The organism is Acinetobacter sp. 5862 (assembly GCF_024494585.1).
Classification (GTDB): domain Bacteria; phylum Pseudomonadota; class Gammaproteobacteria; order Pseudomonadales; family Moraxellaceae; genus Acinetobacter.
The window spans coordinates 39,236-49,655 of record NZ_JANHGP010000069.1 but is presented as its reverse complement, the minus strand read 5'-3'; the positions used below and the strand labels follow the sequence as shown (position 1 = coordinate 49,655).

The following is a 10,420-nucleotide window of genomic DNA, read 5'->3' as shown; positions in this document are numbered from 1 at the left end:
TTTACACTATCATGCGAGATGTTATAAGTCTCGGCAAGTTGTGTGCAGCTAATAGAGTTCGGTTCTGTCATGAGAAAACCCATATAAATGGGTAGAGTACAGGTTGCTGTAGAAGCATGTTTAATTCGTCTAATCACAGATACTTTATAAAGCATTTTAATACTTTTTTGAATCTGTCAATGCGTAAGTCCTAGATTTTTATTCGATAAAGTCCAATTAACTTTGGATAGAACCAACTGGAAATGGGGAAAACGAGATATCAATATCTTGATCTTAGCCATCGTCTATCGTGGAATAGCGATACCTATTGTTTGGACATTGCTCAATAAACGTGGAAATTCAGATACAAAAGAGCGTATTGCTTTGATTCAACGCTTTATCTCCATTTTTGGTAAAAACCGTATTGTGAATGTGTTCGCAGACAGAGAGTTTATCGGTGAGAAATGGTTTACATGGTGAATTGAAAATGACATTAACTTCTGTATACGTGTTAAAAAAACTTTATTGTGACCAATCACTTAGCCAAGAATCATAAAATTAGTGATTTATTTCGTCATCTTCAAGTTGGTCAAACTGAATGTCGTAAACGACGTATTTGGGTTGGTCGAGTGAAACTGTATATTAGTGCGCTACGATTAGAAGATGGAGAACTTTTACTTGTTGTTTCTCCTATGTTTAATGCTTCTGCTATTTGTGTTTAATAAAGAAAAAGCCTGATAAGACAAGGGCCCTATGAAATTTGTCTTGTACAGAGGAAAGTTTTACAGCTTAAATTAAATAGTTTGGTGATTATTGGTTTGGTCACCATGTGTTTTGGTCTATTACTTTCACTCTACGCACCTACAATTTTTGTATTTCAGGCCAGTTATATTTTTTATGGTATTTCTGTGGCGTGCTTATTACCTGCATTTACTACAGGCGCTGCCCAAGCGGTATCTCAGCAATCACAGGTTAAAATGGCAAGTTTTTGTACGGCGATACAGGCATTAGGTTTAATTGTTGGCCCCTTACTCAGTACATTTTTGTACCGTTTTAATACCCATTTCCCATTCTATTTATTACTGTTCTTAACCCTATCGATTGGCCTTTATTTTAGTTGGATGTTGATTCGAAAAGAAGCTGAAACTGCATTGCTACTTGATGAATAAAAGGGGTTTTGGTTAAAAATAACTCATCTTTTTTCTCATAATGCAAGTATTCCGACTGTTTCAGTCATATATTGCTGTTATGAGTCGTCTTTATGTTTATTTTTTAATTAGATTTATTTCATTTGTTTACTATTTGAATTTTAAGCCTATTTTTTAGTTACTCTATAAAAAATATAACAAAACAGAGGAGTAACAATGCTGATTTTTCATGATTATCCTGTTCAGGGGGCAATTTTTGATATTGATGGAACAATGTTTGATACCGAGCGTTTACGCTTCCAGACATTGAAACAGGCATCAAAAGAGCTGATTGGACAGGAATTTTCAGATGAATATTTGATGCAGTGTCTAGGGTTAAGTGCCAAAGCATCTGAGCAGCTGGCACAAAAGTTTTATGGTACAGATGTTCCTTATACTGCTATCTGTAATCGTGCGGATGAAGTTGAATTAGAGTCTGTGCGTAAAAATGGTGTACCGATTAAAAAAGGGCTAATTCAAGTTTTAGAACGTTTAAGAAAATCTGGCCTAAGAATGGCCGTTGTGACCTCAAGTCGTCGAGCAATTGCAGAAGAATATTTAATTAATGCCAATGTCTACAAATTTTTTGATCTATTCATCTGTGGTGATGAAGTTGAAAAAGGTAAACCGCATCCAGAAATCTTTTTAAAAGCGGCACAGAAACTCAATCTACAACCGCAACAATGTTTAATGTTTGAAGATTCGGAGAATGGTATTTGTTCAGCCTATGATGCAGGCGGAATCACGATTTTATTTAAAGACATTAAAGAACCCAATGATCATATGCTCTCTAAAGCAAATTTTTACTATCAAGACATGTATGAGTGCCTGTATGCTTTGGATCAATATATCCCTGAAATGGGTATGCCACAATTACAAGAATTATTTCCGCAAAGTGTCAATCAATTGACTGTTGGGATTCATGGCTTTGGTGCTATTGGTGGGGGATATCTGGCACAGATTTTGTCCTATTGGGATGGTTATACACGCCCAAAACGCATTCTGGCATCAACCCGAAATCGATTATATTTAGAATCAGTGAACAGTTTTGGTAGCTATAGTATTCGATATGATCAGTCTTGTTATTATGAGCGTATTGATAATCTGACTGTGATTGATGCTGACAATGAACAGCAGATGTTAGAAATGTATATGCAATCTAGCCTGATTGCACTGTGTTTACCAGAACAAGCGATTGAGTCCGAGGCGAAAACGATTGCGAAGGGACTATTCGCCCGTTTTATGTCAGCAGATGCGGACAATAATGAGCCCATTACCTTTTTGATTATTCTCAATAAAGTGTGTGCAAAGTATTTGGTCTTAAAACATATCCGTGAAGCCTTACTTTCCATGACGAATGAAGATATTGCAGAACATATTTTAAGTGAACATTATTTTTGCGATACCGTGGTCAATCGAATGGTATCCAAGCTTAACGATCAAGCCTTATTTCGTCAGCTCAATATTAAGCATAATCTGTTCAAACAATATCAAAATGATCTCAATCCAGAAACGATTGAACTTTCAGAGGAAACCGCTCTGACTGTAAAGCAAGAACAGCAGATTACCCATTGTTTAGAAGACATGCGTGGGCAGTTTCAAACAGGGCAATTTCTACAAAATATGGATTTGATCCTATTCCATAGTGAAATGGATATGCCGATTTATGTGGAAAATCGCAGCCCATTGTTGAGCAAAATGCGTCAAATGATTTTGGTGGATCAGATTTCTGAGATTCAAATCATTAAAAATCGTTTGTGGAATGGCTGTCATGCGATGCTTGCTTGGTATGCCAGTTTAAATGGGTATGAGACGATTGGTATTGCGATGGCTGATTTAGCAGTTCGACAATATGCTGAAAGACTGGTTGATGAGGTTAAATTAGGTTTAGCTAATTTAATCCCAAATCAAAAAAAGCAATTGGATCGAATGGCTGAGAGTTTTTTAAACTCATGTCGATCTGCTTATAAATATCCATGTGAACGTGTAGCTCGTGATCCGCTTAGAAAACTCAATTTGAATGAGCGTGTTTTAGGCAGTTTGGAATCGCATGTACAGCAGCAACTTCCTTATCAGAAGTTAATGCAAGGCGCAATTTATGGCTATGTCTATGCACTAAAAATGCTTGGGCTGGACGAGATTAAGATTGTAAAGCATGTCCAGAGCAATATCGAACATATGGACATTACTGAAAATCAGAAGAAAGCCTTGTTAAACCAGCTCTATCAAGGGATTCAGACAGAGCTCAAGGACGAAGTATTCATGTCACAACAATCTGAGGAATTGAAACCTCTAACCGCTTAGGCATTAGTGATTATAGTGTAAAGCAGCTTAACTTCGATCTAGGTTTATGTTTGAATAACACAACTTTAAACAGAATGCTAAAGTTGTGTTATTACAAGCAGACACCCAGCTGATTGCGACCGAAATACGTGATTATCCCGAATGGCACAAGGGCCGTTCAGATTATGGGCTTTGGTATATTGAGATTGATCAACCTGAATTGATTCAATATTTAGATGAAATTCAAACACAGTTTTCTGATCTATTACTTGCTACACAGCAACGCCAATATCACATTACACTATTTGTTTGTGGTTTCTTACAACCTTCAGCTCATCAGTACGATGACGATTTTCAGATTCAACAATTACAGCAGCAGATCAAGCTGATTGAAGCATTACAGCTCAAACCTTTTGAGCTTGAAATCATACAGATCGATAGCTTTAGTAGTGCTTTGTTTCTACAGATTAAAGATCATCAGGGCGTACTAGAACTAATTCGTCAACAATTTGCTCAAGTATCTGGGGAAATTGCAGCACTCGAATATTGTCCACATATTACTTTAGGCTTGTATCGTGAAGCTTGGCTGAGTGATATTGTACTTGAGCGGATGCAACAACTTTCGGTAAAAACTATAAATATTGAGGTCAAAAAACTGACTTTTGGTTATTATAAAGCACAGATTTTACAAGGATTCCTATATTCTTATCGGCAAATTGAACTAGGTTAGACATGTTGCAACTAATTTTAGGTGGGGCGCGCTCAGGTAAAAGTCGTTTGGCAGAACAAACAGCCAAAGAGACAGGTTTATCGGTCATTTATATTGCAACGGCGCAGGCCTTAGATACTGAAATGCAGCAGCGTATTGCGCATCATCAACAACAACGTCCTGATGATTGGCAATTGTGTGAAGAACCTATTTTTCTTGCGGATCAACTGTTGCAATTAGACCAAGATAATCAAGTGATCTTGGTGGATTGTTTGACCTTATGGCTCACCAATTTATTGTTATCCGATCATGCTGAATTACAACAGCAGCAAACAGACAAATTTTTAAACCTATTACCCCAACTCAAATCACATATTATTTTAGTGAGTAACGAAACTGGACTGGGTGTCGTTCCTATGGGTGAAATTAGTCGTCGATTTGTGGATGAAGCGGGACGTTTACATCAAGCTTTAGGGCAATTAGCAAATAAAGTGGTGTTCTGTGTGGCAGGTTTTCCAATGATTTTAAAAGATGAGAAATAATATGACTGAACAAGCGCAATGGTTTTTAGCCGAAGTACAGCAACCTGATCTAGATGTAAAACAACAAGCTGAGCAACGTCAACTTCAATTGACCAAACCAACAGGCGCATTAGGTGATTTAGAGCAAATTGCGATTAATTTATCTGCATTACAAAGAACAGTTTTCCCTAAAATTAACAAACCTTGGATTACTATTTTTGCTGGTGATCATGGTGTTGTAGCAGAAAATGTTTCAGCCTATCCTCAAGCAGTAACTCGTCAAATGTTGCAAAACTTTGCTTCGGGTGGTGCAGCAATTAGTGTAATTGCTAAACATCATCATGCCCATTTACAAGTGATTGATTGTGGGACAGTAGGCGATAGTTACAATTATGTTGGCGTTGAATGCCATACTATTCGTGCTGGCACTGCTAATTTTGTAGAGCAAGCTGCGATGACCAACCGAGAGTGTTTAGCAGCGTTAGAGCTGGGTAAAAATAGCGCCGATCTTGCTAAGGCGAAAGATGCGGATATTTTTATTGCAGGTGAAATGGGAATTGGCAATACCTGTTCAGCTTCAGCACTTGCTTGTTTGTTGCTGTGTGAATCAGCCCAGCAACTGACAGGTTTAGGAACAGGAATTAATATTGAGCAATTACAACATAAAATAAAAGTGATTAATCAAGCAGTAAAGCTTCATAAAGCAAATGTGGCCAATGATGCATTAAAAATTCTGGCTGCCGTAGGTGGTTTGGAAATTGCTGCAATCACAGGGGCTTATTTACGATGTGCGCAAATTGGTTTACCAATTATCGTCGATGGCTTTATTAGTTCGGTCGCAGCTTTATGTGCAGTACGTATTCAACCACAAAGCCGTGAGTGGATGCTTTTTGGACATCAATCAGCGGAATATGGTCATCAGCGTGTTCTAAAAGAATTGGATGCCCAACCAATCTTAGCAATGAATTTACGTTTAGGGGAAGGCAGTGGTGCTGGTGCGGCATTATCTATGATTCAGCTTGCCTGTGTCTTACATAATCAAATGGCAACATTTGCTGAAGCTGCTGTAACAGGTGATAAAGTTGCAGATTGATTTACTGCGACATGGTGAAACGACTTTAAGCCATACGCTACGTGGGCATTTGGATGATGATTTGACTGAACAGGGTTGGTTGCAAATGCAATCAACCATTCAGCAGTACATCACTACTCCAATGGATTGGGATGTGATTATCAGTTCACCTTTGCGGCGCTGTCATTGCTTTGCAGAGCATTTGGCAAATCAACTCGGATTGCCAATGCGGGTCAATGAGCATATCAAAGAAATGTATTTTGGTGATTGGGAGGGTATTTCCACCCAAGTAATTTATGAAGCTGAACCTGAGCGATTAGCAAATTTTTGGCAATTTCCAACGCAATATCATGCTCCAAAAGGAGAGTCTTTGCTTCAATTCAAGCAACGAGTCATAGATGGTTTTGATGAAATTTATGTACAAATGCAGCGACACAACTGGAATAAGGCATTGATTGTGACGCATGGTGGGGTGATTAAATTGTTGACTTGTTTGGCACGTCAGCAAAATCTAGATGATTTATTAAAAATGCCTGCTGAACTGGGCAAGCTCTATCAACTTGAATGCTCTAAAAGATTAGATGAGATGTATTTTGAAGAAAAACATTGATAAATAAGTAATAAGAGATTTTTCGATCATCACACACTGCCATAAAATTGTAATCGAACTGTCATTACTACTGCCTATGATACATGTCATTTCTTAAACGATAAGCAAATTCATTATGAATATATTATTGAAAAGCAGTCTGTTATGTGCAAGTATCTTATTGGCAGCATGTGATAATAATGAGCAACAATCACAGTCTAGCCCGGAACAAAATACCTCATCAAAATATTATCAAACCAAAACACCATACCAACCACAACAACATCTAAAAAAATACGAAGCGATTCCACAAGGTTTTAAACCTGTTTTTACAGAGTTAGTCGCACGTCATGGTTCTCGAGGATTATCGAGCATTAAATATGATTTGGCACTTTATAATTTATGGAAACAAGCCAAGGCTGAGAATGCTTTAACACCTTTAGGTGAAAAACTAGGTGCTGATTTAGAAAATATGATGAAAGCAAATATTTTGCTGGGTTACGGCGTAGATGGGATTCGCCAGTATGGATATGGCAATGAAACGATGCTTGGTATTCAAGAACATCGAGGTATCGCAGACCGTCTTTTACAGCGTCTACCTGAGCTATTTAAAACAGCAGCGACACAACCTGAATCTATTTTAGTTCAAAGCTCAGGCGTAGATCGTGCGGTTGATAGCGCCAAGTTTTTTACTGCTGAATTGATTCAACAACAACCGCAATTGAAGAATCAAATTACACCTACGTCATATACAAGTTTGGTCAGTACCAGTATTCCATCTATTGAAGATGGTGGCGTAGATCGTTTTAAACTTTATTTCCATAGCTTGAATAAAGATCAAGATTTGCTTAAACCATTATCAACACAACAACAAGCAATCTATGATGCAAGTCAAGCCTATCAAAAATTTGAAGCTGAAGATGTATATCTAAAAAATAAGTTAAATGATTTGGCAAAAAATACACGCGCACAGCAAATTGCAATGAATGTACTTAACCCAATTTTTAAGCCTGAATTTGTCAAAAAATTAGGTACGACTGGTTATACTTTCAGTAATAGTGGCGCTTATACCGTGACATCGCCAAAAGGTGAAACCATTACAGAAAAAGGTAAAGGGAAAAATACCATTGCAAGTGCTGTGGATGCCGCTGCTTATCTTTATGAGCTGTATTCAATTTCTGGTGGTATGCAGCTTGAATTAAAAAATGTAAATTTTGATCAATATATGCCTATAGATGCTGCAAAATTCTATGCTGAATTTAACGATGCAAATGATTTTTATGAGAAAGGGCCAAGCTTTCAAGAATCAAATGCTGTCACCAGTAACATTGCTCAAGGTCTAAAACAAGATTTGTTTAAGCAAGTAGATGCAATTATCGATAAACAACAGTCCCACCGCGCTGTGTTACGCTTCGCACATGCAGAAATAATGATTCCACTGGCAACCAGTTTAGAGTTACATGACATGATGCAGCCTTTACCATTACGTCAAACTTATAACTACAGCAATAGTACGTGGAGAGGTGAAGTGGTATCACCAATGGCTGCGAATTTACAGTGGGATATTTATCAAAATGCCCAAGGTATCACTTTGATAAAAATGCTCTACAATGAAAAAGAGACCTTGTTTAAACCATCATGTAAATATGCACAATATAGTACGAACAGTTTCTATTATGATTATTTGAAGCTTAAACAATGTTATCAAGTTCAATAATCCAAGCATTAGTTTTTTCAAATTGGGAATAGCCTTGCTATTCCCAATTTTATTTCCTCATAATTGCTAAATTATGAATCGAATATGATTGAGCTTATATGACGCCTTTTTGGATTGCCTTGCAATTTTTGACAGTTTTGCCGATTAACTTAAAAACAATGCCTAATGCAAAACAAAATGGTCAAGCGATTTTATTTTATCCATTTGTGGGTTTGTTGATTGGGCTGATTCTGTTTGCTTCATCTCTAGTTTTAGTCAAGCTGCCAATTTTATTGATTGCCAGCATCATTTTAGTGTTATGGATTTGGCTCACAGGTGGACTTCACCTAGATGGTTTAGCAGATACAGCTGATGCTTGGGTCGGTGGTTTTGGTGATCCTGAACGTACACTCAAAATTATGAAAGACCCAACCTGCGGTCCAATCGGTGTACTGAGTCTTGTTGTGGTTTGTTTACTCAAGTTTGCTGCGCTGTATGTGCTGCTTGAGCAGCATCTCAATACTTTTTTGATTTTAGTTCCAGTACTTGGGCGTAGTGTTCCATTATTTTTATTTCTAACCACAGCTTATGTTCGTGATAAAGGGCTAGGACGTTCAATTACTGATTTTATTCCAAAGAAACTTGCGTGGACTGTTTTTGTCATTACAATTGCATTACTTTGTGTGTTTAAATGGTTGGGATTGGTGACTTTTATCTGCTTTATTGCTGTGTTGTTTTTTTTAAGAGCCTTATTTATCAAAAGAATTGGTGGGATTACTGGTGATACTGTTGGCGCTGCAATTGAGCTGATTGAGACAGGCTTAATGCTAAGTTTTGTGGTTGCTTCATTTTATATTTGATGGGTTTAATTCTAAAAAATTGATCCTCCTTAAATTAAGAAGGATCAACACGGAACTTAGGATGCTTTTCGGGCTGCTAATGTACAACCTAAGATCACCAATAAAGCAATGAGCCCAGCAATACTGCCTAATAAGATATCTCTGAATGTTTTATCTACTGGTAGCCATGTCCATTTATGTAGATATGCAAAACTAAAACCTTCTAAAACATCTTGTTGAGTGACTTGCGCTGCAATCACACCGCTACTTGGCTCAATATACAGCCTGAGTTGATCACTTAAATTGCTTTCAACTTTAACTACGGGTAAACGTTTGTTGATAAAACCATATTCACCACTAAAACTGGTGACCCATGAGCTTTGTGTAAAGTGATCCACTGGTAAATGTAAATAGTCGGCAGCCAACTGCTTACTTTGCTCAAGCGTATTTAATTTTGTAGCGGCATTCGCATCGATCAATTCAATTGCAGGGGCAGCATTTTTAGCATGATTGTGATGATCATGTTCTTTGGCTGCAGTCATGCTGCCTTGTAACTGTGGTTTACCTGTCAATTGAACCATCCAACCTGCTTGAGCGTGATCTTGAGCAAAGGAGATCGGTACAAGATTAAGGCATTGTACTGGTTGTTGAACAGCCGTTTTCCATGCGACAGCACTTAAATCCTGTGTATAAAATATTGGTTGAATGTTCACAATCTCAGATTTTTTATGCCAAACATGATAGAAACCACTGAATACCCATAGCAAGATAAATATACTTAGACTGATGCCCAAATAGCGATGTAAAAAGCGAATCGGCTTGTGAGCTAAACGATGGTTCTGGCGATTACGAATCCTAAAAAATAATCCAATACCCATACAAGTCAGTACCATAATACCAATTAAGGCAATTTGCATCAGTATATTTTGTCCTGTCCACGGTTGATCACCCTAAGTCCATGTATGACCTAAACGAAATATTTTCGCCATCCACATTTTTTGGTCATTGGATAGTGTGGCTAATCGAGATTGTGATGGATCGACATAAGCCCTTAAACCATTGTCAAAACTTACACGCCAGACAGGCAATAGACGATTCACACTTGGATAATCATCACTAAACTCAGTGATCAGTTCGGTCGAAACGATCTGTTGTTTGGCTAAACCTGTATACCAAATCGCAAGACGTTTTGCATCTTGTTGCTCTCCATCTGTAATGAGTTGACCCGATCGACTATCAAAATACTCCGCAATGTTTTGATTTGGTTGTAAAACTCGATAAGCCACAAGTTCAGGTTGTAGCTGAATGGTTTGCAGTGCTGAAAATTCTTCAATTTTATGCTGCTGTAAAACCAAAGGTGCAGGCAAAGCATTTGTTAAATTCAGTTGCTGAGGTGGAGGCATTCGTTTGACGGGTTGAGGTTGTGTTGCACTCATAATTGGATGCAACACACCTGTTAAAGACCACATCAAAATCAGAATGCCAAGCACCATTCCAAAGCTACGATGAAATTTCAGTAACTTCTTGAGTTGATTGGCATTCATT

General features: G+C 37.7%; 7 protein-coding genes and 4 pseudogenes. 9 read left to right on the top strand and 2 right to left on the bottom strand.

The window, feature by feature from the left end; genetic code table 11:
• A pseudogene (locus NO346_RS14110) lies at window positions 1-137 on the bottom strand (IS701 family transposase); the annotation flags it as partial.
• 58 nt (window positions 138-195) lie between these two features.
• Between NO346_RS14110 and NO346_RS14105 the strand changes: the two are divergent.
• From NO346_RS14105 to NO346_RS14065, 9 genes and pseudogenes are all read left to right on the top strand, one after another.
• Window positions 196-692, top strand: a pseudogene (locus tag NO346_RS14105) (IS4 family transposase); the annotation flags it as partial.
• A gap of 63 nt (window positions 693-755) precedes the next feature.
• Window positions 756-1,148, top strand: a pseudogene (locus NO346_RS14100) (MFS transporter); the annotation flags it as partial.
• 195 nt (window positions 1,149-1,343) lie between these two features.
• Window positions 1,344-3,470 (top strand): bifunctional mannitol-1-phosphate dehydrogenase/phosphatase, encoded by a 2,127-nt coding sequence (mtlD, locus tag NO346_RS14095; protein ID WP_256415550.1) that lies wholly within the window; start codon window positions 1,344-1,346, stop codon window positions 3,468-3,470.
• Between the two features lie 85 nt (window positions 3,471-3,555).
• Complete coding sequence (locus NO346_RS14090) at window positions 3,556-4,179, top strand: 2'-5' RNA ligase family protein (RefSeq protein ID WP_087537084.1); 624 nt, start codon at window positions 3,556-3,558, stop codon at window positions 4,177-4,179.
• Between the two features lie 2 nt (window positions 4,180-4,181).
• Window positions 4,182-4,700, top strand: coding sequence for a bifunctional adenosylcobinamide kinase/adenosylcobinamide-phosphate guanylyltransferase (gene cobU / locus NO346_RS14085; RefSeq protein ID WP_005160251.1), 519 nt, complete (start codon window positions 4,182-4,184; stop codon window positions 4,698-4,700).
• 1 nt (window position 4,701) lies between these two features.
• Window positions 4,702-5,772 (top strand): nicotinate-nucleotide--dimethylbenzimidazole phosphoribosyltransferase, encoded by a 1,071-nt coding sequence (cobT, locus tag NO346_RS14080; RefSeq protein ID WP_256415549.1) that lies wholly within the window; start codon window positions 4,702-4,704, stop codon window positions 5,770-5,772.
• Window positions 5,762-6,361, top strand: coding sequence for a histidine phosphatase family protein (locus NO346_RS14075; RefSeq protein WP_256415548.1), 600 nt, complete (start codon window positions 5,762-5,764; stop codon window positions 6,359-6,361). The genes cobT and NO346_RS14075 overlap by 11 nt, the downstream gene beginning before the upstream one ends.
• Window positions 6,362-6,476: 115 nt before the next feature.
• The gene (locus NO346_RS14070; protein ID WP_256415547.1) at window positions 6,477-8,057 is read left to right on the top strand and encodes a histidine-type phosphatase; all 1,581 of its coding nucleotides are present in this window, start codon (window positions 6,477-6,479) and stop codon (window positions 8,055-8,057) included.
• 98 nt (window positions 8,058-8,155) lie between these two features.
• Window positions 8,156-8,896 (top strand): adenosylcobinamide-GDP ribazoletransferase, encoded by a 741-nt coding sequence (locus NO346_RS14065; protein ID WP_256415546.1) that lies wholly within the window; start codon window positions 8,156-8,158, stop codon window positions 8,894-8,896.
• A 56-nt stretch (window positions 8,897-8,952) separates the two neighbouring features.
• On the opposite strand, the pseudogene NO346_RS14060 reads toward NO346_RS14065, so the two are convergent.
• A pseudogene (locus NO346_RS14060) lies at window positions 8,953-10,419 on the bottom strand (PepSY domain-containing protein).
• Window position 10,420 lies beyond the last annotated feature (1 nt).

Coding starts and splice junctions, on each gene's coding strand:
- NO346_RS14065 (WP_256415546.1), top strand. CDS start 8,156: ATGACGCCTTTTTGGATTGCCTTGCAATTTTTGACAGTTTTGCCGATT.
- NO346_RS14070 (WP_256415547.1), top strand. CDS start 6,477: ATGAATATATTATTGAAAAGCAGTCTGTTATGTGCAAGTATCTTATTG.
- cobU (WP_005160251.1), top strand. CDS start 4,182: ATGTTGCAACTAATTTTAGGTGGGGCGCGCTCAGGTAAAAGTCGTTTG.
- cobT (WP_256415549.1), top strand. CDS start 4,702: ATGACTGAACAAGCGCAATGGTTTTTAGCCGAAGTACAGCAACCTGAT.
- mtlD (WP_256415550.1), top strand. CDS start 1,344: ATGCTGATTTTTCATGATTATCCTGTTCAGGGGGCAATTTTTGATATT.